Here is a 24,589-nt window from a genome sequence, read left to right as displayed (position 1 = left end):
ATGGCTCACTACGACCTTTACATGCCCGTCGACGAGTCGCAAATTCGCAACCTACGAGTCAACGACACGGTGACTCTGCATCAGACGCTTTTCGGCATTCGCGACGCGACGCAGATTCATCTTTTCGACAAAGGGCGCACGACCCAATTCGATCTTCGCGGACACGCGGTGATTCACACGGCGCCCAACGTGCGCAAGGTCGCGCCGAGTGACGAATGTCCCGCCGGATATCAGCCGATCTGCATCGGCACCACGACGTCGGACCGCATGGAGCGATTCACGCGCCCGCTGATGCAGCAATATGGCGTGCGCATGATCGTCGGAAAAGGCGGCTTGCGCGAGGCCTCGAAGTCGGCGTTCGAGGAACTGGGCGGCGTGTATCTGGCCATCATCGGCGGCACGGCGGCGCTGGAAACGACGTGGATCGAGAAAATCGAAGCCGTCGATCTGGACGACCTGAATCCCGAGTCGCTCTGGAAATTCCGCATCAAGGGTTTTGGCCCGTTGCTCGTGGCCATGGACAGCTACGGCGCGAGCCTTTATGACGAGATCAGGAGCGACACCGCAACGCGCCGCGCCGCCGTGCTCGAAAGCCTGGGAGTACAGATGAAATGAAGATCGAGCGCGTTCAGACGGACATCCTGATTCTGGGATCGGGCGGCGCCGGCCTCTTCGCCGCGCTTCATGCGCACAAGGCGGCGCCGGAACTTTCGATCACCGTCGCGGTGAAAGGGCTGCTCGGAAAATGCGGCTGCACGCGCATGGTGCAGGGCGGCTACAACGTGGCGCTGGCTCCCGGCGATTCGGTCGAGCGTCATTTCATGGACACGATCGAGGGGAGCAAATGGCTGTCGAACCAGGACCTCGCCTGGACGCTCGTGAGCACGGCGGTCGAGCGGGTTCGCGAACTCGAGAATGAGCTTGGCTGTTTTTTCGATCGCAACCCGGACGGGTCGATTCATCAGAAAGCGTTCGCGGGACAGACGTTCGATCGAACGGTGCATAAGGGCGACCTGACCGGCATCGAGATCATCAACCGGTTGTCCGAGCAGGTGTGGAGTCGCGGCATCCGTCGCCTGGAGGAGCATCGCGCGATCGAGCTGATCAAGACCGCCGACGGCGGGCATCTGGCCGGCGTGCTCATGATCGACATGCGAACGGGCAGGTTCGTCTTCGTGCAGGCGCAAGCGGTGCTGCTCGCGACCGGCGGCGGACCCACCATGTACAAGTTCCATACGCCCTCCGGCGACAAAAGCTGCGATGGGCTGGCGATGGCGCTGCGGGCCGGGCTCACGCTACGCGATATGGAAATGGTCCAGTTTCATCCTACGGGTCTGCTGGCCGGCAATCACACGCGAATGACCGGCACGGTGCTGGAGGAAGGACTGCGCGGTGCGGGCGGCTATTTGCTGAACGGCGCGAAAGACCGCTTCATGGAGCGTTACGACAAGCGCGGCGAACGGGCGACGCGCGACATCGTTTCGCGTGGCATTTATGCGGAAATGCGCGCAGGCCGCACCTCGCCGAACGGCGGCGTCTACATTCAGATGAGCCACCTCGGTCCCGACAAGGTTCGCAAGCAGTTCAAGGGCATGGTGGAGCGCTGCGCGGACTGCGGCTTCGATCTTGCGGGCGGCCTGGTCGAAGTGGTGCCGACCGCGCATTACATGATGGGCGGCGTCATGTTCGACACCGACTGTAGCACCGCGTTAAGCGGCTTGTTTGCCGCGGGCGAGGACACGGGCGGCGTGCATGGCGCCAATCGGCTGGGCGGCAACGGTGTGGCGAATTCCACGGTATTTGGCGGAATCGCCGGAGACAGCATGGCGAAGTGGGTGATCGGGCAAGGACGATTTCGCGAGCCCGATCCGCGTGCCGTCGACAGTGCGATCGAGGAAGCGGAAATGCCGTTTTCGAACCGCGGAAAGGGCCTGGAGACGATTCGGGAATCGCTCTACGAATGCATGTGGACGAACGTCGGCATTATTCGCGGCCGCGACGGATTACTGCGCGCGCGCGCGACGTTGAACGATCTCGCGGCGCAGTTGCTGACGACCGGAGTCGTGGACGGCGACCGCGCATTCAACGCGCAGTGGCACGATTGGCTGAACCTGAAAAACCTGATTGCCGTCAGTCAGATCATCGCCGAGGCGGCGCTGGCCCGCGAGAACTCGCGCGGCGCGCATTTCAGGGAGGACTTTCCCGAGGCCGGCGCACTGGAAAGCTCCGCGTTCACGACAATCCGCAAAGGAGCGGGCGCGGTCGAGATCGCACAAGAGCCAGTGACATTTAACCGGGTGCGGCCCGGAGAGACGATTCTCGCCGAGCACATGGCGTAGTGACGCTGCCGCGGACGCCAGGCAGTTGCACGCGGCGCTCGTGGTCCAACCCGGCTCGTTCCGATTCGGGTTGTTTCAGTGCCGAATGACACGATTTCAATGGAGACAACGCAATGACCCGCAAATTCGTTCGCACGATCCGGCGCGGATTCGTGCTCGCCGCCGCCGTTTCCGCAGTCCTGCAAGCACCGTCGAATGCCAATGCAGAGGACGCATGGCCTTCGCAACCGATCCGGCTCATCGTGCCTTTTTCGGCGGGCGGTTCGACCGACGTGCTGGCGCGCGCGCTTGGTCAGGGCTTGGGAACGCTGTGGAAGCAGTCCGTCGTGGTCGACAATCGCCCGGGCGCCGGCGGCATGATCGCGGCCGAAGTGGAGGCGAAGTCGGCTCCCGACGGCTACACATTGATGCTGGCCTCGGGCAGCATGTTCACCGTCAATCAGTTCATCTACAAGAAGCTCCCTTATACGGCCAAGGACTTCAGCTATATCACCACGGTGGCGAGCAATCCGATGGTCGTTGCCGTTGCGCCTTCGCTGCCGGTTGCGAACGTCAAGGAACTGATCGCCTATGGCAAAACGCAGCATCCGAAGTTGAATTTCGGCTCAGCGGGCATTGGCAGCCAGGTTCATATGGCCGACGAAGCCTTCGCGGGCGCGGCGGGCATTCCGATGGTTCACGTACCGTATAAAGGCGAGGTGCTGGCGCTGAACGATCTGATGGCCGACCGCGTGCAGGTCGTGCTGCCGAATATCGCCGCGGCCGTCCCATTCATGAAGGGCAAGACCATCAAGGTGCTGGCCGTGACCGGCGACCATCGGTCCAGTGCGTGGCCGGCTATTCCCACGGTGAGTGAAGCGGGGTTGCCCGGCTTCAACGTAACGGGCTGGTTCGCGCTCGTGGCGCCGGCTGGAACACCGGCGAACGTCATCAGCAAGATTCAGCAAGACACCGTGAAGGTGCTTTCGCAACCGGACACCCGTCAGCGGCTGGCCGTGCTCGGCATGGACCCCGTGGGCGACACGCCCCAGCAGCTTCAAGGCAAGATTGCCGCCGAATCGGCGAAATGGCAAAAGATCGTGAGCGCCAGTCATATCAGCGCGAATTGATAAGCCGGGCGACCCGGCGGACCCGCCCGACCGGAGGGCGCGCGGAGAGTACGAGCGCGGCGCGCCAGTCCGATTTTCGACGATTGAGGCTTGCGACGATTGACGGTTGAAGCGATAAAGCCCGCCAGGATGTCTATCCTGGCGGGCTTTTCCTTTTCAATTGATGAGCCGGATTTCGAAGCGGCTTTTAAAGCGCGCTTTAAATCGACTTTAAGGGCCGCATTGCCAATGCGGCCATCGGGCGAGTTAGCCCCGCTTTGCGCGGCTTTCGACCGTGGCTTTCAAATCTCTAACGTCGTCGTGAAGTTCGAGCAGCCAGCGGCCTGCGGCTGCGATTTGACGTTGAATGCGTTGGAACGTGTCGAAGGAAGTGCGGACGGGAGACAAGGGCGTATTCACTTGAGACTCGGGTTATCAATTAAGTATTAACCCGTATTGTACTCGCGTTGCCGTGCGTGGGTATTGAATTTGCCGATGCCGTGGGGGCCGTTACAACACATTCCTTCGCAATCCTGCGGAAACCCGACGACGGGATGCCCCATGCCGCCCGGCTGCGAACTGACGGGCGGCGCTTTCGATCTCCCGATTCAGTCGCTGCTCGTCGTGGGCATTTCGGTCCGCGTGGCCGCCGCCGATACGCGCTTCGTCTTGTTGGCCCGGCGACGGTGCCGCTGCGCCGAAAACACGACCATCACGACAAGCAACAGCGACGCAACGAGAAATCCGCAACTGATTGGCCGGTCGATGAAGATCGACATGTTGCCGTGAGAAATGAGAAGGGCGCGGCGGAAATTTTCCTCGATCATGGGGCCGAGCACGAAGCCCAGCAGAATTGGCGCGACGGAAAAGCCCAGATAACTGAAAACCGTGCCGATCAAGCCGAATGCCAGCACTTGCCACACTTCGAAGAGACTGTTCTGGGTGCTGAACACGCCCACGGCAATGAAGAACATCGCGGAAGGATAAAGATAGCGATAAGGCAATCGGAGTAATTTGACCCACATGCCTATCATCGGAACATTGAGCAGGACGAGAAGAATATTGCCGATCCAGAAACTCGCAATAAGTCCCCAAAAAATATCGGGGTGTTCCGAAATCAACTGCGGGCCGGGCGTAATGCCTTGAATAATGAGCGCGCCGAGAATCAGCGCCATCACCGGATCGCCGGGTATGCCAAGGCTCATCGTCGGGATGAAGTCGACTTGAGTTTTCGAATGCGACGACGCCTCGGGCGCGGCAACGCCGGCAATCACGCCCGTTCCGAATGTTTCGGGGTGCCTGGAGAGCTTGCGTTCGAGCGCGTACGCGACGAACGTCGTAATGGTGGGGCCGGTTCCCGGCATGGCGCCGAACAGCGCGCCCACTGCGGTTCCGCGTGTCATGGGCCAAAAGGTGGCTTTGAGTTCCGCGCGGGTCGGCCGCATGTCTTTCAGGCGCACGTTGAGCGACTTGCTCGAAACCTGCATCCGGTTGACGTTGCAAAGGAAGTCGGCCACGCCGAACAGGCCCATGGCAATGGCGACCAGTTCGAGCCCGTCGTTCATGTCGGTCAGGCCGAACGTGAAGCGGAACATGCCGGTATTGACGTCGGTGCCGGCCATGCCGCACAGCAGGCCGAACAGCGTCATGGCAACGCCCTTGAGCGCGGAGCCTCTGGACATGGTCGAGCCCGCCAGCAGGCCCAATAGCATGACGGAGAATATCTCCGCCGGGCCGAACTTGAATGCCATTGCCGTGAGCAAGGGCGAAGCGAAAATCATCAGGACAATGCCGGTCGAGGCCGCGAAGAACGAACTCAGCATGGTGATGCCGAGCGCCGCGCCGCCCCGGCCGGCTTTTGCCATGGGATAGCCGTCCAGGCAGGTGATCGCATGCGGCGGGTGAGAAGGAAGATTGAGCAGAATGGCCCCGATCGCGCCGCCGTATTGCGAGCCGTAAAAAATGCCGGCGAGCATGAGTATCGCCGGCACGGGGTGCATGACATAGGTCAGCGGCAGCAGGATGGATATCGCCGACAACGCGCCCATGCCAGGCAGCACGCCCACCATGTTGCCTACGAGAACGCCGAAGAACGACCAGATCAGGTTGGTGCCCTGAAGCGCAACCGAGAAGCCGTAAAAGAGGTCGTGCAAGGATTGTTCGATCATGTTGCTCACTATCCCCAGGCAAATGGCGCCAGTTGGAGTTTTAGCGCCCATGAGAAGACAACGAGGGCGATCGCGCACATGACGATCGACAACGCGGCTGCGCGAAACACGGTGTTGGTCCGGTCCCCGAGTGCGGAGATGAAGACGATGGCGAAGGTGGCGGGAATCAGGCCGCCGTACTTGCCGATCAGAATGAAGGCCAGCGTGCCGGCAATGATGCAAACGGCGCCACGCAAGTCTGGCAGACGGGAATGCGCGTCGGCGGTGTCGCCGCTGTTCGAGGCGGGTTTGGGAAGATCCCTTGCCGCGAGGGCGATCAGGATGCCGACCACCGCGAGCAGCGCCCCCACGGCCACGGGAAAGAATCCGGCGCCCATGCTGGTGAGCGTGCCCACGTCATAGGACATGCCGGCGTACACGGCGCTCATGCCGATCACCACCATCAGCGCGCCCGCGTAGTAGTCCCGGCTGAAAGCAAGTCTGAAATTCAACGCATACCTCCGCCGTGTGAGCGAGTGTGATCGAGCGTCAGCGACTGGCATCCGCAGCGCTGCCCGGCGCGTGAGATCGGCATGGCGAGATCCGGCAGCGCTCCAGGGGCGGCAGGGTCGAGCGAACCACGGCACCAGCGACCCAATGCCGATCGATACTGATCAAACGCCGGTCGAATGGCGCAACCGGGCTGGGATGCGGCGGGCACGACCGGCTCGATGGCGCGCTGTGGGAGACAAAGTCATACAACTCATCTGTATGAGTTAAATGTAGTGTGTTAGCCTTCGATTCGCCATCAGGGAAAACATGGGTGCTGCCGTTCGTTGGCGGCGAGAGGAAGAGAACCTTTCGTTCACTTCAAGAATTACTCACTTTGCACGGCGAGGCGGGGCGCGAATAATCCACTCGCTACCGTCGAATTGCAGCATTCAAAACGTTCTGAACAGGAGATATCGCAATGTCAGATGCACGCCGCGGCGCCGATGCGCTCGTTAAAGCGCTGTCGAAAGCGGGGGTGAAGCATATCTTCACGCTCTCGGGCAACCACATCATGCCGGTGTTCGACGCCTGCGTCGGAGCGGGAATCGAGCTGTTCCATACGCGTCACGAAGCGGCGGCCGTGCATATGGCGGACGCTTATGCGCGCTTGACCGGCAAGCTTGGCGTGGCGTTGGTCACGGGCGGCCCGGGCCACGCCAACGCGGTTTCGGCGCTCTATACGGCGCAGATGGCGGAATCGCCGGTTTTGCTGCTCAGCGGACATGCGCCGCTTAACCAGTTGGGCATGGGGGCGTTTCAGGAAATGCGCCAGGCCGATGTAGCGGCGCCGCTGGTCAAGCTTTCGATGACCGTGCAGCATTCGCAAACGCTCGTCGACGAAATCGTGCATGCGGTGCGCGCGGCGCATTCGGGGCGGCCCGGGCCGGTTCATGTGAGCCTTCCGGTGGACGTGCTGGAAGCCCGCTCGCTCGTTCCCGAGGAACTGGGCGCCGAACGCTTCTTGCCTGCCGTGCAGCGTCTGGATGCTGCAACGGCCGCAAGCTTCGCCGCGAGCCTGATGCAAGCCTCGCGGCCGTTGATCCTCGTTGGCCCTGCGTGCATGAGCGAGGCGGGACGCCGGCGAACCGAAGCGTTCGAGGCTGCGGCCGGCATCCCCGTGATCGGCATGGAGAGTCCGCGCGGAATCAACGATCCGGCGCTGGGTGCGTTCGCTGAAATGCTTTCGCAGGCCGATTGCGTCATGCTGCTGGGTAAGCGCATGGATTTCACGCTCGCGTTCGGGCAAGCGCCCGCATTTGCTCCGGACTGCCAGGTTTTGCAGATTGACCCGGAGCCGCAGGAGATCGCGCGCACGCGGCGCGCTGTCGGCAAGCGCCTGGCGGGAAGCGCGGTGGCGGACAGTTTCGCGGCGCTCGAAGCGCTGGCCGAGGCCTGCCGTGACGGTGAAAGCCGGTGCGACGCATCGTGGGCCGACGAAGTACGAGGCGCTATTGCCTGGCGGCCCGAGCCGTGGGGCAGCGCATCGTCGCCGGTCGAAAAACACGTGCATCCCGTTCAGGCGCTCGCGCCGTTCCAGGCCTTGCTCGACAGTCACCCCGACGCCGTTTTCATATCCGACGGCGGCGAGTTCGGTCAATGGGCGCAAGCGTGCCTGCGTGCGCGCCATCGGGTTATCAACGGCGTTGCGGGCGCTATCGGCGCGGCGCTGCCGTTCGCGCTGGCGGCCCGGATCGCGTATCCCGATTCGCCCGTCGTTGCCGCGATGGGCGACGGCACGTTCGGCTTTCACGCGGCGGAAATGGATACGGCCGTTCGGTATGGCCTGCCGTTTGTCGCGGTCGTGGGCAACGATGCTCGCTGGAACGCCGAATATCAGATCCAGTTGCGCAATTACGGCCCGGAGCGATTGATCGGCTGCGAGTTGCTGCCTGCGCGCTACGATCGTGTCGCCGAAGCATTCGGCGGCGTCGGTGCGCTCGTCGAGCACGCCGAAGCGATGAAGGACGCCATGGAGCAGGCCCAGGCCGCGCAGCGCGCGAAGCTGCCGGCTTGCGTGAACGTCATGATCGAAGGCGTGGCCGCGCCGTCCTTCAAACGCAAAACAGTTTGACGGCGCGCCCGGTCCGGGCTTTCAGATCGCCCACGGCTCGCATTGGGCGCGGGCCGGGTTGCGCGCGACGCAAGTATCGTCCGGGCCGATGATTTAGATCGCCAATTGCGAGTTTTCTTGTGTGCGATGCCTGAATAGGATGCTCACTATCGCTCGCCGCGCAAGCGCATAGGGAGGACTCATGGAACATACGCCCCGCACACAGGACGAAAAGCTCGAAGTCAAAACGACGACCTGCTACATGTGCGCGTGCCGATGCGGCATTCGCGTGCATCTGCGCGGCACAGAAGTGCGCTACATCGACGGCAACCCGGAACATCCGCTCAACCAGGGCGTGATCTGCGCGAAGGGTTCGTCGGGCATCATGAAGCAGTATTCGCCCGCGCGCCTCACGCAGCCGCTGATGCGTAAGCCGGATGCGTTGCGCGGCGCCGCGCAGTTCGAACCCGTTTCCTGGGACGTTGCGTTCGAGGTGCTCGAAAAGCGGCTTGCGCATCTTCGTGCCACCGACCCGAAGCAGTTCGCGCTTTTCACGGGCCGCGACCAGATGCAGGCGTTGACCGGCCTGTTCGCCAAACAGTTCGGCACACCTAATTATGCGGCGCACGGCGGCTTTTGCTCCGTCAACATGGCGGCGGGCATGATCTACACGATGGGCGGTTCGTTCTGGGAATTCGGCGGCCCCGATCTGGACCGCGCGAAACTTTTCTTCATGATAGGCACTGCGGAAGATCATCATTCGAATCCGCTCAAGATCGCCATTTCGAAGTTCAAGCGCGCGGGCGGCCGCTTCATCGCGATCAATCCGGTGCGCACCGGCTATGCCGCGATTGCCGACGAATGGGTGCCGATCCGCCCAGGCACGGACGGCGCGCTGTTCATGGCGCTGATGCACGAATTGATCGCGCACGACGCGTACGACCGCGAGTTTGTCGAACGCTATACGAACGCGGGCGAACTGCTCGACGTTCGCGAGGACAGCGACACGTACGGCTTATTCGTGCGCGACGAAAACGCCGCGGAACGCAATGCGCTGTTCCCGCAGAATCATCTCTGGTGGGACACCGCAAGCCAGAAGGAAGTGCTGCATCACACGCCGGGCGCGCGTCCCGCGCTCGAGGGGCGCTATACGCTGGCGGACGGCACGGCCGTCGCGCCGTCGTTTGCCTTGTTGCGCGAGCAGGTTGCGGCTTGCACGCCGGATTGGGCGGCGGACATCACCGGCATTCCGGCCGCAACGATCCGGCGCCTCGCGCGTGAAATGGCCGACGTCGCCCGCGATCAGAAGATCACGCTGCCGATTCGATGGGCCGACTCGTGGGGCGAAACCCACGACACCGTTACCGGCGCGCCCATCGCCTTTCACGCCATGCGCGGGCTCGCGGGCCACTCGAACGGCTTCCAGACCATTCGCGCGCTGGCGGTGTTGATGTCGTTGCTGGGCACGATCGACCGGCCCGGCGGCTTTCGGCACAAGTCGCCGTATCCGCGCGCGGTGCCGCCTTCGGCCAAACCGCCGAATCATCCCGACGACGTGAAGCCCAACACGCCGCTGACCAACGGGCCGCTCGGCTGGCCCGCCGGTCCCGAGGATCTCTTCGTCCACGACAACGGCGACCCCGTGCGCATCGACAAGGCGTTCTCGTGGGAGTATCCGCTCGCCGTTCACGGCCTCATGCACAGCGTCATCACCAACGCCTGGCGCGGCGATCCGTATCCCATCGACACGCTGCTGATTTTCATGGCCAACATGGCCTGGAATTCGTCGATGAACACGGTGGAGGTTCGCAAGATGCTCGCGGACAAACACGAGAACGGCGAGTACAAGATTCCGTTCATCGTCGTGTGCGATGCCTTTCAGTCGGAGATGACCGCGTTCGCCGACCTGATCCTGCCCGACACCACGTACCTCGAACGGCACGATGCGATGTCGATGCTCGATCGGCCGATTTCGGAATTCGACGGTCCGGTCGATTCGGTGCGCGTGCCGGTCGTGCCGCCCACGGGCGAGTGCAAGCCGTTTCAGGAAGTGCTCGTCGAACTGGCCGGCCGCCTGAAGCTGCCGGCGTTCACGACGCCCGAAGGCGCGCGCAAATATCGCGACTATCCGGACTTCATCGTCAATCATCAAACGGCGCCGGACTCCGGCGTCGGCTTTTTGATCGGATGGCGCGGCAAGAACGGCGACAAGGCGCTGGTCGGCGAAGCGAACCCGCGGCAATGGGAAGCGTACGCGAAGCACAACTGCGTTTATCACTACACGCTGCCCGAGACGATGCAGTACATGCGCAACTGCAATGGTCCGTATCTGGAGTTCGCCGTTGAAAACGGATTCCGCAAATTCAGCGAGCCGATCGTCATCGCGCTTTACTCCGACGTGATGCAGAAGTTCCGGCTCGCCGCGCAGGGCAAGACGCGGGGCAGGCAACCGCCCGAGCATCTGCGCGCGCGCATCGACCGCTACTTCGATCCCTTGCCGTTCTGGTATGCGCCGCTCGAACACGAGACGACCGATCATGCGCGCTTTCCGCTGGCGGCCGTGACGCAGCGGCCCATGGCCATGTATCACTCGTGGGACTCGCAAAACGCCTGGTTGCGGCAAATTCACGGCGAAAACTATCTGTACATGAATCCGCGTACCGCAAGTGCCGAAGGCATTGCCGACGGAGGCTGGATCTACCTCGAATCGCAATGGGGCAAGGTGCGCTGCATGGCGCGTTATAGCGAGGCCGTCGAGCCGGGCACCGTATGGACGTGGAACGCCATCGGCAAGTCGGCGGGTGCGTGGAATCTCGGAGCCGAAGCCAACGAGTCGCAACGCGGCTTTTTGCTGAACCATCTGATCGCGGACGAGATTCTGGGCCAGGGCGCGGATCACGCGCGCACCTCGAACTCCGATCCGGTGACGGGGCAGGCGGCCTGGTACGACGTGCGGGTGCGCGTCTATCCGGCGGAAGCCGACGCGAACCACACGCTGCCGCAGTTCGCGCCCATGCCGACATTGCCGGGCGCGACGGGGCTGATTCATCGCGTCGTGCAGACCTATTTCGCCGGGCGCGGCGAGTTCGCCGCGCGTCTCGCGAAAACGGCCAGAAGCAAGTAACGGGAGAGCACGTTATGACCCAGATGGCGCTCGTGATCGATCTGAATGTCTGCGTGGGATGCCATGCCTGCGTGACGAGCTGCAAGGAATGGAACACATCGGGAGAAGCGGGCGGTCTCGCCGACTTTCGTCCGTATGACGCCGATCCTTCCGGCACGTTCTTCAACCGCGTGCAGACTTTCGAAGCCGGTGAATTTCCGCTTGCCGACACCATTCATTTTCCGAAGTCCTGCCTGCACTGCGAAGACCCGCCCTGCGTGCCGGTGTGTCCGACCGGGGCAAGCTACAAGCGAAAGGAAGACGGCCTGGTGCTGGTCGATTACGATCGCTGCATCGGCTGCAAATATTGCGCGTGGGCATGCCCCTACGGCGCGCGCGAAATCGACGAAGCGCGCAAGGAAATGACCAAATGCACGCTCTGCTCGGATCGCATTCATAACGAAGCGCTGCCCGAGCGCGACCGCAAGCCCGCTTGCGTGCTGGCGTGCCCGACCTCGGCGCGCTTGTTCGGCGACATTCACGATCCCGATTCGGTCGTTTCGCAGGCGATCCGCGAGCGCGGCGGTTATCAGTTGATGCCGGAATGGGGCACGCGCCCGTCGAATCACTATTTGCCGCGCCAAACCGTGACATCGTGCGGCGGGGGCGCGTGTTCGTGCAATACCGCACAAGACGAGCAAGGCGAACCGCGCGCTGCGCTCGAAACCCAGCTCGAACACGGCGCGCTCAATCTGGCGTCGATCGCCACGCGCGTTTGAGCGGCGCTGCATTTTCGCTGATCGAATCCAGAGCAAACGGAGAACGGCATGAATCCGGCTTTTTCAGTAGTATTCCTGACGACGCTCAGCGGCGCGGGCCAGGGACTGCTGCTCGCACTCGTGGGCGTCGAACTGGTCTTGCGGCTCGGTTTCGGCGACGCCGCCTCAGTGCCTGCGCTGTTCTATGTCGTCGGCTCCGGGCTCGCCTGTGCGCTCGGAACCTTGGGGCTGGTCGCGTCGTTTTTTCATCTCGGTCATCCCGAGCGTGCGTGGCGGGCCATTGCCATGTGGCGCACGTCATGGCTGTCGCGCGAATGTCTTTGCCTGCCCGCGTTTCTCGCGTGTACCTTTGCCTACGGGCTGGCGCATTTTTTCGGCGTCTCGCACACACTGGCTATCGGAGGCGTGGCGGTGGTGGCCAGCATGGCGCTGTTCGTTTGCACGGGCATGATTTACGCATGCCTGCGCTTTCTTCAGGAATGGGCGACGCCGCTGACGTTGGTCAATTTCGTGCTGCTCGGCTGCGCATCGGGTTTCACGCTCGCGACGGCATGCGCGGCGGCGTTCGCGCCGTCCATGGCCGTGCCGCTGGCCGTGAGCGCGGCGGGCTTGACGCTGGCGGGCTGCGTGTCGCGCATCGCCTCGCTCACGCGTAATGGCCGCCTTCGTCCGAAATCGACCGTTCAAACCGCCACGGGCATACGCGCGCAACGGGTCGAACAGAAGTCGCGCGGGTTCACGGCGGGAGCCTTCAACCTGCGCGAGTTCTTTCACGGCAGGACGCAGCGGACCCTCAACCGCATCAAGTGGTCATTTCTTCTGGCCGGCTTCCTCGCGCCCTTTTGCCTTGTGATGCTCGGCGCAAGTCTGCCGTCTGTCGGCGCTTCGCTCGCGCTTTTTTGCGCAGCGGCTATCGTGCAGTACGCCGGACTCGTGGCGGAACGCTGGTATTTTTTCGCCGAAGCACGGCACCCTCAGAATCTTTACTACCAGAAATCGTAGGGCTGTCGGGACGCGATTTGCGTCCGCGTGGCCGGCGTTCTGCCGGTCCGCACTTCCAGTCTGGAATCGCGCTTGCAGCGCCTGCGGCGCGGCCATGAAGGCATCTTGCCGGCGATGCACGGTCGACCGCTTGCGGCACGGTGCTTGCGTGAAAGGGGAATCCCGAAGGTCAGTTGAGTGACGTCGTCGGAGTGTTCCAGCGAAACCGCATTCGCCAGTTCAGCGATGCGCCAAAGTCCCTTGAGGATGGCGCTCGCTCGACGCTCGAAGGACGATCTGCTGGAACCCGTAGAGCAAACGACACCGGCCACGCCATTGGCGCTCGGGACCCATTCCTGAGCATCGATTTATTTCTGGAGCAAATCATGGCAACCCACGACGATACGACCCCTTCGGCGCAACCCGATGAAGTTGGCAAGCAGCAAACGCCGGGAAGCGAAGCAGACGATACGTTCGAAACGGACGTGTCCGAGACCGGCGAGGACGGAACGACTGTTCGCCCGGCCGAAGTGCGCGAGGACGATCTCTCCGAAACCAGGCCCGAACAACAGCAAGACTGATCGCGTCGTTCGAAGAAGCGGGCTGGAGTGTCGAGCGCTCCGGCCCGCGTTTAACGCCTTTATTGCGGCACTTGTGTTTGACGGTTGGTTCATCTCATTCGCTGCCCCAATGTCCGCAATTTCATAGAACGGCTGAGTGCATTTGCGCCCCGGTAAAGAAAAGAAAAATATCGCCCGCGCGGCCGGTTCGCGAAATTCGGCTACTGTCGTAAATCCACATTCGTTTTCTGCTTGAGTGGCCGCGCCATGACTCGCGCAAGAACATTCCGCATTCGAAGCCTCGCCGACTCACGGACCGCAGCACCCGGTGAAATATAAAGGATCACTAAGAAAGCGACTCCCGGATTCTTCGGCACGCACGATGCGCTTAACGTCATGAAGTAACGCGCCATTCCAACCCACGGCAAACCGCGCGCCGCATCTTAATCCACTGATCGAATCTTCACTCTCTTCCCGGTCAATCATGTTGACGCGTCTGACGATTCACCTTACCGAAGCGCGGGATATCGCGGGCGTGCATCGCACTCTGCGTGAGAACGACGCTCGCGTGGTTGGCGGCGCGCGGCAGCAAAGTCATCGATCCCTTGATCTCTGCGTCTCGACATCGGGTGCGAACAATATGCATATGCTTGCGCATACGCTCCTTGAACAACAGTTAGCCGAAACGGTGCTCGTGGAGCATCTTTATCCGTAGGTGCCTTTCGTTCGGTGCTGTTGTTATTCAAGCGTTGTTCAAGGCGCAAGTTGTCGGGCGTGGCCGGGCGGGCGAAATGGCGGTGTTTCGTACGGCATCCCGGCTTTGTCGGTATCTATACTTGGCGTGTCCCTCGTATCTCCTGAGGGACGTTTCTTCTCAGGGCACTTCCCAACGCGGTTGCCGGTTCCGGCAGCCGCGTTTTTTCGTCTTGCGGCTCCCAGATAACCAAAGCGCCGAGAGACACATTACTAGCGCGCTTGAGATGCAGCGCATCGAGATGACGCCAAGCGCCAATGCTGTGTGAGGCGAGGAACGCAACTTCCGCAGCACGGGGGTGAGCCTTCTCGCGAGAAAGGAATGGCGCTGACGCCATAGTGACGTAAGCCGAGCGCGATGATGTTATCTGTCGATTGATGCGTTTCCGGCGAACGCCAAGTCCGTCGGGTCGAACGCATCGAGTATTTCAAGCAATGCCGGTAAGGCCCGCGGCTTGGCAACGAATCATGCAAGCGATTTGTTAATAACACGCTGTCGCCCACAATTCGAAACCGGTCGTTTTTGCGCTATAGAGCGGCTTCGCCTCGAATAGCGGAAGTTTGTTCCATACATATGGGCGAAACGGGCGCAACGTTCGCAAATCCAAGCGTCCATGCTGTCCGAAAGCCAGCATTAACGTACAGCCATCGTCCAGTGCGCGTTCACTATACTCAGTTTGGCTTTCGATGCTTGTCAGGTTCGCGAATTGCTAACGTGTTTCGCTTTTTGTATGTCGTCGGCACGCTCCCTGAGCGAACGGCGTGTGTCTTCAGCCCGCTTCGGCGGGCTTTTTTTTGTTTTACGCTGCGACCAAGGTAATTAACGATGCTCAATGCCGCCCAACGACGTGCCAGAAGCGGCGTTGTGCGGCGTCCGCGCAAGTTAATCGAAAGCACGATGAATCTCGATGGTCGAGCCGATGTTCTTGCCATGCCTTCTTTACGATGGTTTCATGCCGACCATGAAGCACGGCGACATCGCGGGCACGAGCGTGTATAGGCGAAGCGGTCGAGGCCGGACACGACAACTCCACATTCAAAGCTGGCGATTGCGTGGTCGTAACCGGGATGAATGAAACCGCGAAGGCGTTTGGCCGCACTACGGCGGCCTGTTTTGCGCGGGACTGGCGTTCAGGACTCGCTGCGGTCGCGCCGGACTTCCGACTCCGCCTGGAGCCAGAATTCGTCGGTGTGATCGTCGGGCGCGCCCGCAGCCTGCCATAGCTCGTACGCGCGTTTCCTGATGCGCTCCTCCTGGTCGTCCCCAACGGAGGCGGGTTCGCCTTCGATTCTCGTGGCCCCGCCATGTGCCGGCGGATCGCTGGCGGGGAAAGTTGCCTCCACGGCATCGTCGATTTTCTCTTCGGATTCGCTATCGGCCATTTCCGGCCTTTGTCGCTTGGTTGCCATCTTTTCCTCCGTGAAATAGCCGACCCCTCGCAATCCTCGTTCCGCTGTGGCGGCCTTGAGGACGTTTCCAACGGCTCTTTGAACGTTCACTAACTCAGGCGCTCCGGCGCGAGCACCCGGAACTCCGGCATTACGCGCAGGCAGTGGCACACGAGCAGCCCGCGCTCGAACAGCGACCGGCCGCGCCGTTCGTGGGGCGGCCGAAAAGCGGATACGTCGATACGCAATCGGGATGATGAATGGTCGTGGCATACCACTGCGGTAAGCGTCATGTTTCACATCGTTTTGTTTAGGATTCCGTTATATCGGCGCTTTAGGCGAGCGATAACCGGATACCGTGGCTACGGCGCGAGCAGGAGGGCGTCGCGTGCGGTCGAGGCAGGATGACAACGGTGTTTCCCTTCACGGCCAGCAGGTGCGAGCGGTTCGGCTCGGTCGCGATATGCACAGCGAGGTCCAGTTCGCGCACGGCGCCGCAAAGCCGTCGTGCGGAACGTCGTTTGCGCGAGCGATCCCGCTGACGCCAGCCTCTTCGATATGTCGCCACTTCCGGGCGCGCTTGAACGGTTGATCGACTTCGACCTGCACTCGGCCGATGGACGAGCCGCCGCCGAGGCCGCGTTGCGGCAGCCCAGCCGCGCGCGGTAGCGTCGATTAAGGGAGCGGATACGAATCATGGCAAGCAGACCGGACGGCAATGACGAGCAGGCAGCGGGGCACGCTTCTCCGCATCTCGACGAGAAGGAGCGCGATCAGGCCTCCGCGCACGCCACGCCGCGCGCGCTCGTCATTCACGAGATCGTGCGCGAGGAGGGCGAAGCCGCGTTGGCGCGCAAGCCGTCCGCGCTGCTCTGGTCCGCGCTGGCCGCCGGGCTTTCGATGGGTTTTTCGTTTCTCACGCAAGCGGTGCTGCAAAGCAAGGTCACGCCGGGTGAGAGCGGCGTCACGCTGATCGGCGCGGCTGGCTATTGTGTGGGGTTCGTCATCGTCGTGCTCGGCCGCCAGCAATTGTTCACCGAAAGCACGCTGACCGTCGTATTGCCGGTGCTTACGCGGCGCGACTTGCGCACGGCGGCGGCCGCGCTGCGGCTGTGGTTGATCGTCCTCGTCGCCAATCTCGCCGGCACGTGGATGTTCGCCGGTCTGCTCGCCGCGCCGACGGCCTATACGGAGGCGCTCGCGCCGATGCTGGAACATATCGGTCGCGGCGCGTACGGTTCGAATTTCGTCACGACGACGCTCAAGGCGACGCTCGCCGGCTGGCTGATCGCGCTGATGGTCTGGCTGTTGCCGAACGCACGTTCGGCCGCGCTGCTGATTATTGCCGTGCTCACCTATGTGGTGGCAATCTGCGGGCTTTCGCACGTCATCGCCGGTTCTGTCGAGGCCGCCTATCTGGTTTTGCGTGGCCTGGCCGACGCGCAGGGCTATCTGCTGCGATTCCTCGCGCCCACGCTGCTTGGCAACGTAATCGGCGGCATTGCGCTCGTCGGCTTGCTGAACCACGCCTCGATCTCGCCCGAGATGCGGGGCCAGCAGTGAAGAAGCTCGGGCGGTAAGTCGCCTTCGTGGTCGGCATCGTGGCACAGCGCGACGACCTGCAAGGCATCCGCCAACCCATTGATGGCGTGCCGAAGCGCCATGAACGTGAAAAAGGGACCGTAGCCGTGCTGCCATGCCGGCGAATGCGAGCCAATTCTCGGGTACGGGGGCGGAAACGCCCGGGGATTCGGGTAGACTTCGGTCTGGCAGCAACGGGCAAAAAGATCGACCGGGAGCGCGGTCCGACCGGAAGCGTCTTTTTGCACCAAACTTTTTTACTATGGATTCAAGCAATGGAAAAGACGCTCGCGCGACTCTCCAGCGATGTTCCTGGACTCGACAGGATAACCGGCGGCGGATTGATCGCCGGTTCTTCGTACATCATTCAGGGGCATCCCGGTGCGGGTAAGACCATCCTCGCGAACCAGATCGCGTTCGCGCAAGCGAGGCAGGGACGAAAAGTCCTGTATGTCACGCTGCTCGCCGAGTCTCATGACCGTCTGTTCCAGTCGCTCTCGACGCTCGATTTTTTCGACGATGCTCGAGTCAGCAAGGATCTTACGTATCTGAGCCTCTTTCGCACGCTTCGCGAAGAGGGTTTGAGCGCGCTCGTCGCCATGCTGCGCAGCGAATTGCTGCGCCATCAGGCCAGCATTCTGGTACTCGACGGGTTACTCAATGCGCGGGAAAGCGGCCAAAGCAATCTCGACGTCAAGACATTCGTGGCGGAGTTGCAGGGGCATGCCGCGTTCACGGGATGCACGGTGCTCTTTCTCACGAGCGCGCATACCGACGGATCGAGCCCGGAGCACACCATGGTGGACGGCGTGCTTCAGCTCGAGGAAAGCCTTTTCGAGTCGCGAACCGTGCGGCACATCCGGGTCGCGAAGTCGCGCGGCAGCCGCGCATTGGGCGGCCTGCACGCCTATGAGATCACCGACCGCGGGATCGAGATCTATCCGCGTCTGGAAGCCGCCTGCGCCGTTCCCACCACCACCGACCGGGCCAGCGCCGACCGCGTGACCACGGGCGTGGACGGGCTGGACTCGCGCATGGGCGGAGGGCTTCCCGGCAGCTCCGTTTCGGTCCTCGTGGGGCCTGCGGGCAGCGGCAAGACCACGTTCGGTCTGGGTTTCCTGCATCCCGCCACGCCCCAGCGGCCCGCCATTCATTTCGGGTTCTACGAGACGCCGGAACGCCTTCACCACAAGGCGAAAGCCTTGGGCATCGACTTGCGGGCGCTGGTGGAATCGCGGGCCGTTACCGTGATGTGGCGTCCTCTCACGGAAAACCTGCTCGACAAGCTCGCCTACGACTTGCTCAAGGCCGTGCGGGAAACCCGCGCCGAGCGCGTGTTCATCGACGGCCTGGCCGGATTCGAGCGCGCGACCGTCATTCCGCACCGGATGGTCGAATTTTTCGCGGCGCTCACGAACGAGCTGCGTGGCGCGGGCGTGACGACCGTCTGCACGTGGGAGGTCAAGGAGCTTTCGGGGCCGTGGATCACCAACCCTTCGCCTGAAATTCTGAGCCAGATCGACAACGTTATCGCTCTCGAACATGTGAGGGAGGACGGCGTGCTCAAACGCAGCGTCACCGTCCTCAAGGTGAGAGACAGTGATTACGACACGTCGGTGGCCGAGGTGAGAATAGACCCGGCCGGCGGTTTGCGCGTCATAGGAACCCTGCTGGCGACGGAAGCTTCGCGCTACGGTTCCAAGGCAGACGATGACCAGCGGTGAGTCAACAGTATGACTACCCTTGTTGTCGTCGACGACGAGTCGCTTGTGACAGAGGTTTTGTCGTTTATCCTGGGCGGCGCCGGTTACGAGATTCATACCGCGTTCAACGGTAGGGAGGCGATCAGCCTGATCCATCGTCAGCGCCCGGCGCTCGTCATCACGGATCTCATGATGCCGGTCATGTCGGGTCTGGCGCTTGCGAAAGCCATTCGCAATGATGACGGGTTGCGCCATCTGCCTGTTATTTTGTGCAGTTCCGCGCGCGATCCTGTAAAGCTTGAGGAGCGCCCGCTTTTTGATGCCATTGTGCGCAAGCCCTGTCCTCCTGATCGTTTATTGGAACTCGTGGCGCAGTTGGTAGGTCGGTCCGCCGCGGGTACGAACGCCGGTGCTCCTTGAGCACGCAATCCAGGGGAGGCGGGCAGCGTCGCCTGAAGCCGGGCTCCGTTGACGTATTCGCTTTCCGGTCGAGCCATGAGACGTGTCCTTTTAGTAGATGACGAGCCTGAGGTTCTGGAAGCGTGGAGTTTCGCACTTGCCTATGCCGGGTATCAGGTGGACTGTGCGCGAAACGGCGCGGAAGCATTGAATCTCGTGACGATCCACATTCCCGATCTGGTCGTTACCGACCTGATGATGCCGGTCATGGGCGGCAAGGATCTCTGCCGCGCGTTGCGTGACAATCCGGCGTGGAGGCACATACCCATCCTCCTCCATACGTCCGCCCGGGTTGGACCGACGGAACTGTGGGACGCCGCGCTGAGAAAGCCTGCCCACATGGAGACTTTTCTCGCAACCGCGGAACGATTGATTCGCGGCTAGACAGCCATTATGCGCGGAGGCCTGAAATTAAACTGAACCATTCGTCCCCGGCGCATTGCCGCGCACGGTGCGGAGCCGCTTCGTGATCGAGGTTCTGTCCTTCCTGGAACATCTGTGCGACCCCTATCTCGTTCTCGACGGCGAACTGGCGTTTGCCGGCGCGAACGCCGCCTGGCGCGAGTTGTTCGAGGATGCGGAGTCATCCGGCTCCTTTGGGGTGAGCGACGACTTGCTGCGGGCCGTCGCGGCCCAGGTGGCGGACAGTCAGTTGCGCCAGTTGCGTCAATCGCCGATGTTCAGGCTCGACATCCGGTCCCGGCAGCAAGGGGGCGGCGAGCGCCGGCGCTATTGGCACATGCACTTTTCGGCAATGCCTGCCGCGCAAGACCGGCCGCCGTTGATCGTTCTCCGCTTCGAGGACGTGACCGCCCAGGTGGCCGTTCGCGACTCCGAACGGCTGGCGAACGCAAAGTTGCGCTCGTATGCACGGTTGCGCCAGATTATCGCGGAAGAAACCGGCGAGGAGCGAAGCTCGCCGATGCGTCTTTCCGAAATCGTGCTCGCGGCGGCGGGGCTGGGAGCCTGGCGGCTTGACCTGGCCACGGGCAACGTGGAGTGCAATGACCCGTGCCTTCGCGATCTCGCGCTGGAGCATGCCACGCAACTGTCCCGCTCGCGGCTCCTGGGCGAAACGGCCGATGCCCATCCCGCACACCCCGCACACCCCGCGCAATCGCTGACTCAAGCGGGCGAGCCGTTCGAAATCGAGCACCGCGTCGAGCAGGGGGATGGACCGCGCTGGGTGCTGGTTCGAGGAACGGCCACTGCCGAAAAGGACGGTGGCGTGCGCTACGTGAGCGGTATCACGCTGGACATCACCGCGCGCAAGACTCGCGAACTCGAAGCTTCGGCGCTGGCGGACGCGGAGCGATACGCCCGCGAGCAAAGCGAAGCGCTTGCCCGCACCATGGACGAATTCGTCGCCGCGGTCAGCCACGAACTTCGCTCGCCGTTGAACGCGATCATTTCATGGGCGGAGCTTTTGCGGCTCTCGGCGGACCCGTCGGCCGTCACCAAGGCCGGCGATGCGATTCGTCGAAACGGGCGTCAGTTGTCGCTGATGGTCGATGACCTGCTGGACAGCGGGGCGATTGCGGCGGGCAAGCTCTCGGTGCAACTGCAACCGCTCGACCTCGGGGCGCTCGCCACCCTGGCGGCGGAAGACGTCCGCAAGCAGGCGGAACGGAAAAACCTCACGTTGAGCGCCGCGAACGTCGCTTCCTGCATTGTGATGGGCGACGACGGCCGCATGCGCCAGGTTGTCTGGAACCTGCTTTCCAACGCGATCAAATTCACGGAAGAAGGCAGCATCGAGATCGCCGTATCGGTCGACGGCGCGTCGGCGCGTTTGACAGTCGAAGATACCGGGCGCGGCATTGCATCGGAACAATTGCCTTTGATCTTCGAACGGTTCGTCCAGATTGACCCGAGTTCGAGCGGACGCGCCGGTGGCCTGGGGCTCGGGCTGTGGCTCGTCAAGCACATCGTCCAGCTTCATGGCGGCACCGTGAGCGCGACGAGCCGCGGCGTGGGGCACGGTTCCGTTTTCACGGTAACGCTGCCGCTCATGTCGTAGGGCCCGGCAAGCGCGTCGCCTATGAGGCGTTGCAACGTCGCCTCTCGGCGCCAACTTCTTCCGTAGAGCATGATTTGCCGCGCGGTGACGGCGCCCGCTTGCGGCGCGAGCCAATACCCGACTGACGATGCCATTTTCTCCGCGCGCACATAGCGGCCGATCGGCGAAAGCACGGGCGTGCCCGGCATTCGTTGCGGGTTTTTGAGCGCCGGCGTTGGCGTCGCGGCGCTCGCGCTTCGTCCGGGAAACGCAACCTGGGCGGCATCGTGGATCTCGCGTGGACGAAAGGCCGGCATTGCCGATTCTTTGCCGATTCCTTGCCGATGCGGCCCGGGCACGCACCATGCAGCCGTCTTGAGTGTGGCGGCAGCCTGCGCAGCCGTTCTTTTCCCATCGCCTTTCTGGAGGACGCCATGTCTGATCATGTCTACAAGCAGATAGAACTTACCGGCTCGTCGAAGACTTCGACCGACGAAGCGATTCGCAACGCCATCGCCAAGGCATCGAAAACGCTGCACAACCTGCACTGGTTCGAAGTTACCGACACGCGCGGCCAGATCGAAGAGGGCAAGATTGCCTACTGGCAAGTGACGATCAAGGTTGGGCTGCGCGTCGAGGACTGACGGTGCCGCACGCGACGCGCGCGGCCAAGAGCCAATCTCGATTGAGCCGCGCCGCGCCGATACGAGGCGACCCGTCAACATGCCTGGCGTCGGGTTCGTCTCGCTTTTTCGTCGTCGTGAGGCCCGGCGCCCTTGCGTCGCGCGACGCGGTTTCCGAATCGGCATCGACGCGCGAACCGGCTGATCGCTGTGCGCGACGCCGTGAAGCGGTGCGCTTTGCGCTGACTGAATAAGGCGACGGCGAACCGCGCGAGAACGGCGGCCGCTCAGGCAGCCCTATCAGGAAAGCAGCGCCACCATTGCCGATGCGAACAGCAACGCCGTCACCGCACGGTCGAACCAGCGCGCCGGCAAGCGCCTGCCCGCGCGCTCGCCGATCGTCACGCCCGCGGCAAATGCGGGCAGCAGCCACACGGCCGTCGTGACGTGCGCGAACGACACCCGGCCTTCGAGCGCGAGCGCCGCCACCGAGCCGCAGAACAGCAGCGCGAAGAAGCCGAGCAGATTCGCGCGCAGCGAAACGCCGCTGGCGCCCCCCGCGAAGTAGTAGAACGCGGGCGGCCCGCCCAGACCGCCGAGCGCCGTCAACGCGCCGCTGGCCAAGCCCGCGCCGAGCGTGGGTATCCAGCCGCCGCCGTGACGCCAGCGCCAGCCCGCGAGATGCATTGCCGTGGCGGCGAGAACCGCGCACGCGAGCAGACGCCGTGTCGTGCGCACGTCGACATGGGCGAACGCATGCGCACACGCGCCCGCGCACAGCACCGCGACCACGCCGAGCGGCACCACCGCGCGCCAGTTCGCCTGCGCCTTCCACTGACGCCAGCCTTGCAGCGACGTGGCGGCATGCACGAGCACGATCAGCACGCCCGCGTCCGGCACCGCGATCAGCAGGCTGAAAAGCGGCGCCATCACCAGTGCGCCGCCAAAGCCCGTGAGTCCTTTCGCCATGCCCGCGAGCGCCGCGATGGCCGCGAGCGCGGCGATCGTCGCGGACGGATACAGGGCCTGCACGGCCTGCCTACAGCGAAGCGATGGTCTCGCGCAGGATGCGCACGGTCGTGTCGATGTGCTCGCGGGTGAAGACGAACTGCGGCGCGACGATCGCGCAATCGCCGGTCGTCTTGAGATGCAGGCCGCGATCGAACAGCATTTTCTGCAAGACGTGACCGCGATGGCCCGGCGCGCCGTCCGACTGCACGTCGATGCCCGCGATCATGCCGTAGCCGCGCGTGTCGGTGACGATCGGCAGTTCTCGCAGCGTTGCGATCTGTTCGAGGAAATAGCCCGAAAGATCGCGCGCGCGCTCGAACAGTTTCTCGTCGCGATAAATGTCGAGCGCCGCGAGCGCGGCCGCGCACGAAACCGGATGCGCCGACCACGTATAGCCGTGGAAGAATTCGATAGCGCCGTCGGGCGCGGCATCGACGATGGCGTCATGCACAGCGTTCGAGACGGCGACGGCGGCCATCGGCACCGCGCCGTTGGTGATGGCTTTCGCCATCGTGATGATGTCGGGCGTCACGCCGAAGCTTTGCGCGGCGAACGGCGCGCCGGTGCGGCCGAAGCCGCAGATCACTTCGTCGAACACGAGCAGGATGCCGTGCGCCGTGCAAATCTCGCGCAGCCGTTGCAGATAGCCGGCCGGCGGCACCAGCACGCCCGTCGATCCCGCGATCGGCTCGACCACGCATGCCGCAATGTTCTCCGCGCCGTGCAACTGGATGAGGCGCAGAAGATCGTCGGCGCGCTCGCGGCCATGTTGCGGCTCGCCGAGCGCGAAGCGGTTGGCTTCCATCCACGTGTCGCGCATATGCACCACGCCATGCACGAGGTTCCCGTACGCGCGGCGGTTGTTGACCATGCCGGACAGCGCCACGCCGCCAAAATTCACGCCGTGGTACGCGCGCTCGCGCGACACGAACATCGTGCGCCCGGATGCGCCCTTCGCCCGTTGATAGGCGAGCGCGATCTTCATCGCGGTGTCGATTGCTTCGGACCCCGAATTGACGAAAAACAGCTTGTCGATGTTCTCCGGCAGCAGCGCCGCCAACCGGTTCGACAACACGAAGGACTTGGGATGCGCGCGCAGAAAGCTCGGCGTGAAATCCAGTTCGAGCAGTTGCGCATGCACCGCTTCGGCGATTTCCGCGCGGCAGTGTCCGGCGGGCGTCGTAAAAAGGCCGCTGCCCGCATCCAGAATGGCGCGGCCTTCGAGATCGTAGAAATACTGGTCCTTCGCGCGGCCGAACAGCTTCGGATCGCCCTTGAATTCGCGGTTCGGCGTGAAGGGCAGCCATTGGTGCTGCATCGAAACGGCGGCGCCCGGCTCGGGCGAGCGCGTCGGCGTGCGTTCGATTGCGGGTGTGCTCATGGCGCGGTTCCTGGAAAAAGGTTGTGGCCATGATTGCAAGATTTTTGGCGCCAGCATAATGCCAGCAATATCAATTCATGGTGCCAGCGAG

General features: G+C 62.8%; 21 protein-coding genes. 15 read left to right on the top strand and 6 right to left on the bottom strand.

Annotated features, from left to right (window positions below; translation table 11 throughout):
- The 4 genes from U5805_RS09525 (at position 1) to U5805_RS09510 (ending at position 3,877) form a co-directional block, all read left to right on the top strand.
- On the top strand, positions 1-615 hold the full coding sequence (locus tag U5805_RS09525) for a fumarate hydratase C-terminal domain-containing protein (RefSeq protein ID WP_322103219.1): 615 nt from the start codon (positions 1-3) through the stop codon (positions 613-615).
- Complete coding sequence (locus U5805_RS09520; RefSeq protein WP_322103218.1) at positions 612-2,339, top strand: L-aspartate oxidase; 1,728 nt, start codon at positions 612-614, stop codon at positions 2,337-2,339. Before U5805_RS09525 ends, U5805_RS09520 begins: the two co-directional genes overlap by 4 nt.
- 113 nt (positions 2,340-2,452) lie before the next feature.
- The gene (locus U5805_RS09515; protein WP_322103217.1) at positions 2,453-3,448 is read left to right on the top strand and encodes a tripartite tricarboxylate transporter substrate binding protein; all 996 of its coding nucleotides are present in this window, start codon (positions 2,453-2,455) and stop codon (positions 3,446-3,448) included.
- A gap of 129 nt (positions 3,449-3,577) precedes the next feature.
- Entirely contained in the window at positions 3,578-3,877 is a 300-nt protein-coding gene (locus U5805_RS09510) for a hypothetical protein (RefSeq protein ID WP_322103216.1), read from the top strand.
- A gap of 158 nt (positions 3,878-4,035) precedes the next feature.
- On the opposite strand, the gene U5805_RS09505 is transcribed toward U5805_RS09510, so the two are convergent.
- Both U5805_RS09505 and U5805_RS09500 read right to left on the bottom strand, forming a co-directional pair.
- Entirely contained in the window at positions 4,036-5,595 is a 1,560-nt protein-coding gene (locus U5805_RS09505) for a tripartite tricarboxylate transporter permease (protein WP_322103357.1), read from the bottom strand.
- 8 nt (positions 5,596-5,603) lie between these two features.
- Positions 5,604-6,038, bottom strand: coding sequence for a tripartite tricarboxylate transporter TctB family protein (locus U5805_RS09500; RefSeq protein WP_322103356.1), 435 nt, complete (start codon positions 6,036-6,038; stop codon positions 5,604-5,606).
- Between the two features lie 506 nt (positions 6,039-6,544).
- On the opposite strand from U5805_RS09500, the gene U5805_RS09495 reads away from it, so the two are divergent.
- The 5 genes from U5805_RS09495 to U5805_RS31775 all read left to right on the top strand — a co-directional run bounded on the left by U5805_RS09495 (position 6,545) and on the right by U5805_RS31775 (position 13,620).
- Positions 6,545-8,197: a thiamine pyrophosphate-binding protein gene (locus U5805_RS09495; RefSeq protein ID WP_322103215.1), complete on the top strand. Its 1,653-nt coding sequence runs from the start codon at positions 6,545-6,547 to the stop codon at positions 8,195-8,197.
- A 181-nt stretch (positions 8,198-8,378) separates the two neighbouring features.
- Positions 8,379-11,300 carry a molybdopterin oxidoreductase family protein gene (locus tag U5805_RS09490; RefSeq protein WP_322103214.1) on the top strand — a complete coding sequence of 974 codons (2,922 nt, stop codon included), beginning with the start codon at positions 8,379-8,381 and terminating at the stop codon, positions 11,298-11,300.
- A 14-nt stretch (positions 11,301-11,314) separates the two neighbouring features.
- A complete protein-coding gene (locus tag U5805_RS09485; protein WP_322103213.1) occupies positions 11,315-12,058 on the top strand; it encodes a 4Fe-4S dicluster domain-containing protein in 744 nt (247 codons plus the stop codon).
- A gap of 48 nt (positions 12,059-12,106) precedes the next feature.
- Positions 12,107-13,060 carry a dimethyl sulfoxide reductase anchor subunit family protein gene (locus tag U5805_RS09480; protein ID WP_322103212.1) on the top strand — a complete coding sequence of 318 codons (954 nt, stop codon included), beginning with the start codon at positions 12,107-12,109 and terminating at the stop codon, positions 13,058-13,060.
- 365 nt (positions 13,061-13,425) lie between these two features.
- Positions 13,426-13,620 (top strand): hypothetical protein, encoded by a 195-nt coding sequence (locus tag U5805_RS31775; protein ID WP_415914566.1) that lies wholly within the window; start codon positions 13,426-13,428, stop codon positions 13,618-13,620.
- A gap of 1,863 nt (positions 13,621-15,483) precedes the next feature.
- On the opposite strand, the gene U5805_RS09470 is transcribed toward U5805_RS31775, so the two are convergent.
- Positions 15,484-15,762 carry a DUF2934 domain-containing protein gene (locus U5805_RS09470; protein ID WP_322103211.1) on the bottom strand — a complete coding sequence of 93 codons (279 nt, stop codon included), beginning with the start codon at positions 15,760-15,762 and terminating at the stop codon, positions 15,484-15,486.
- Between the two features lie 675 nt (positions 15,763-16,437).
- Between U5805_RS09470 and U5805_RS09465 the strand changes: the two genes are divergently transcribed.
- The 5 genes from U5805_RS09465 (at position 16,438) to U5805_RS09445 (ending at position 21,504) form a co-directional block, all read left to right on the top strand.
- Positions 16,438-17,304, top strand: coding sequence for a formate/nitrite transporter family protein (locus U5805_RS09465; RefSeq protein WP_322103210.1), 867 nt, complete (start codon positions 16,438-16,440; stop codon positions 17,302-17,304).
- A gap of 293 nt (positions 17,305-17,597) precedes the next feature.
- Complete coding sequence (locus U5805_RS09460; protein WP_322103209.1) at positions 17,598-19,046, top strand: ATPase domain-containing protein; 1,449 nt, start codon at positions 17,598-17,600, stop codon at positions 19,044-19,046.
- Between the two features lie 9 nt (positions 19,047-19,055).
- Entirely contained in the window at positions 19,056-19,445 is a 390-nt protein-coding gene (locus U5805_RS09455) for a response regulator (RefSeq protein WP_322103208.1), read from the top strand.
- Positions 19,446-19,520: 75 nt separating this feature from the next.
- Positions 19,521-19,868: a response regulator gene (locus U5805_RS09450; protein WP_322103207.1), complete on the top strand. Its 348-nt coding sequence runs from the start codon at positions 19,521-19,523 to the stop codon at positions 19,866-19,868.
- Positions 19,869-19,950: 82 nt separating this feature from the next.
- A complete protein-coding gene (locus tag U5805_RS09445; protein WP_322103206.1) occupies positions 19,951-21,504 on the top strand; it encodes a sensor histidine kinase in 1,554 nt (517 codons plus the stop codon).
- Here U5805_RS09445 and U5805_RS09440 read toward each other — a convergent pair.
- Positions 21,423-21,929, bottom strand: coding sequence for a hypothetical protein (locus U5805_RS09440; RefSeq protein ID WP_322103205.1), 507 nt, complete (start codon positions 21,927-21,929; stop codon positions 21,423-21,425). The two genes, U5805_RS09445 and U5805_RS09440, sit on opposite strands and share 82 nt — an antisense overlap.
- Here U5805_RS09440 and U5805_RS09435 point away from each other — a divergent pair.
- A complete protein-coding gene (locus U5805_RS09435) occupies positions 21,918-22,127 on the top strand; it encodes a dodecin (protein ID WP_322103204.1) in 210 nt (69 codons plus the stop codon). The genes U5805_RS09440 and U5805_RS09435 overlap by 12 nt on opposite strands.
- 279 nt (positions 22,128-22,406) lie before the next feature.
- On the opposite strand, the gene U5805_RS09430 is transcribed toward U5805_RS09435, so the two are convergent.
- Together U5805_RS09430 and U5805_RS09425 are read right to left on the bottom strand one after the other, a co-directional pair.
- A complete protein-coding gene (locus U5805_RS09430) occupies positions 22,407-23,138 on the bottom strand; it encodes a sulfite exporter TauE/SafE family protein (RefSeq protein WP_322103203.1) in 732 nt (243 codons plus the stop codon).
- A 7-nt stretch (positions 23,139-23,145) separates the two neighbouring features.
- The gene (locus U5805_RS09425; RefSeq protein WP_322103202.1) at positions 23,146-24,498 is read right to left on the bottom strand and encodes an aminotransferase class III-fold pyridoxal phosphate-dependent enzyme; all 1,353 of its coding nucleotides are present in this window, start codon (positions 24,496-24,498) and stop codon (positions 23,146-23,148) included.
- Positions 24,499-24,589 lie beyond the last annotated feature (91 nt).

The sequence above is a fragment of the Paraburkholderia sp. J41 genome, from assembly GCF_905220235.1.
GTDB lineage: Bacteria > Pseudomonadota > Gammaproteobacteria > Burkholderiales > Burkholderiaceae > Paraburkholderia.
Note: the sequence above shows the minus strand (reverse complement) of the source record. Positions and strands in the feature narration are given on the sequence as shown.

Excerpts from the sequence above, each read along its gene's own strand:
- U5805_RS09520 (WP_322103218.1), top strand. The coding sequence starts at position 612 with ATGAAGATCGAGCGCGTTCAGACGGACATCCTGATTCTGGGATCGGGC.
- U5805_RS31775 (WP_415914566.1), top strand. The coding sequence starts at position 13,426 with ATGGCAACCCACGACGATACGACCCCTTCGGCGCAACCCGATGAAGTT.
- U5805_RS09450 (WP_322103207.1), top strand. The coding sequence starts at position 19,521 with ATGAGACGTGTCCTTTTAGTAGATGACGAGCCTGAGGTTCTGGAAGCG.
- U5805_RS09510 (WP_322103216.1), top strand. The coding sequence starts at position 3,578 with ATGTCTATCCTGGCGGGCTTTTCCTTTTCAATTGATGAGCCGGATTTC.
- U5805_RS09485 (WP_322103213.1), top strand. The coding sequence starts at position 11,315 with ATGACCCAGATGGCGCTCGTGATCGATCTGAATGTCTGCGTGGGATGC.
- U5805_RS09435 (WP_322103204.1), top strand. The coding sequence starts at position 21,918 with ATGTCTGATCATGTCTACAAGCAGATAGAACTTACCGGCTCGTCGAAG.
- U5805_RS09500 (WP_322103356.1), bottom strand. The coding sequence starts at position 6,038 with ATGGTGGTGATCGGCATGAGCGCCGTGTACGCCGGCATGTCCTATGAC.
- U5805_RS09490 (WP_322103214.1), top strand. The coding sequence starts at position 8,379 with ATGGAACATACGCCCCGCACACAGGACGAAAAGCTCGAAGTCAAAACG.
- U5805_RS09480 (WP_322103212.1), top strand. The coding sequence starts at position 12,107 with ATGAATCCGGCTTTTTCAGTAGTATTCCTGACGACGCTCAGCGGCGCG.
- U5805_RS09515 (WP_322103217.1), top strand. The coding sequence starts at position 2,453 with ATGACCCGCAAATTCGTTCGCACGATCCGGCGCGGATTCGTGCTCGCC.
- U5805_RS09470 (WP_322103211.1), bottom strand. The coding sequence starts at position 15,762 with ATGGCAACCAAGCGACAAAGGCCGGAAATGGCCGATAGCGAATCCGAA.
- U5805_RS09460 (WP_322103209.1), top strand. The coding sequence starts at position 17,598 with ATGGAAAAGACGCTCGCGCGACTCTCCAGCGATGTTCCTGGACTCGAC.
- U5805_RS09525 (WP_322103219.1), top strand. The coding sequence starts at position 1 with ATGGCTCACTACGACCTTTACATGCCCGTCGACGAGTCGCAAATTCGC.
- U5805_RS09455 (WP_322103208.1), top strand. The coding sequence starts at position 19,056 with ATGACTACCCTTGTTGTCGTCGACGACGAGTCGCTTGTGACAGAGGTT.
- U5805_RS09465 (WP_322103210.1), top strand. The coding sequence starts at position 16,438 with ATGGCAAGCAGACCGGACGGCAATGACGAGCAGGCAGCGGGGCACGCT.
- U5805_RS09495 (WP_322103215.1), top strand. The coding sequence starts at position 6,545 with ATGTCAGATGCACGCCGCGGCGCCGATGCGCTCGTTAAAGCGCTGTCG.
- U5805_RS09425 (WP_322103202.1), bottom strand. The coding sequence starts at position 24,498 with ATGAGCACACCCGCAATCGAACGCACGCCGACGCGCTCGCCCGAGCCG.
- U5805_RS09440 (WP_322103205.1), bottom strand. The coding sequence starts at position 21,929 with ATGATCAGACATGGCGTCCTCCAGAAAGGCGATGGGAAAAGAACGGCT.
- U5805_RS09505 (WP_322103357.1), bottom strand. The coding sequence starts at position 5,595 with ATGATCGAACAATCCTTGCACGACCTCTTTTACGGCTTCTCGGTTGCG.